A 611-nucleotide genomic window follows, 5' to 3' on the forward strand; every position below is an offset into this window, starting at 1 on the left:
CAGGGCATGATAAGCGCACATGAAAATGATAATGATGTCCCCACCAAGGACGAACTTTACGTAGCCAAGAACGATCTTTTCCCCCTTCCTGAGCACACAGTTGCTCCTTGATAACAGGGTGAACAAAGATACGAGCCACCTCATCGCTCTTAGCAGCATAACGGATGAGTTCAAAATGCCTCTTATCCCATCGATGATTTAATATCGAGTAGTCTTGCAGATCAACCACACTCATCGGTTTCGGCAATTGAAGTTCGTTATAGGAGAGAGGAGAGTCAGCTAAACGCAACCAGATATCAATATCCAGCCCCGTTTGATGGCTTGAATGACCAGATGAAAAACGGCCGCCACGAGGTAAAGAAAGGTCGCCAATTAGTAAAGTAGTTTTTAACTTTTGATTCGCCTTTAAAGCTAGGCTTTCAACAAAATCTATAGTGTTAGGGTGCCCATAGTAGCGATTCGTTCGACTACGTAACACTTGATAACCTGTACCTTCTAAAGGCAGGGGGGAGGCCCCATCTAAGCAGCCGTTCGCGTAACTACCAATAGAAGAGGACATATTATGAGTGGGAGCACTAACTTGCTCCCATGGCGTAGCATAAAGAGGAGCT

At 45.3% G+C, this 611-nt stretch carries 1 protein-coding gene; it reads right to left on the reverse strand.

Annotated features, from left to right (window positions below; genetic code table 11):
* On the reverse strand, nucleotides 1-611 hold a 611-nt coding region (mepA, locus tag R8O10_RS26095; protein WP_318192080.1), incomplete at both ends, for a penicillin-insensitive murein endopeptidase.

Source organism: Vibrio sp. 1727, assembly GCF_033344415.1.
Taxonomy (GTDB): domain Bacteria; phylum Pseudomonadota; class Gammaproteobacteria; order Enterobacterales; family Vibrionaceae; genus Vibrio; species Vibrio alginolyticus.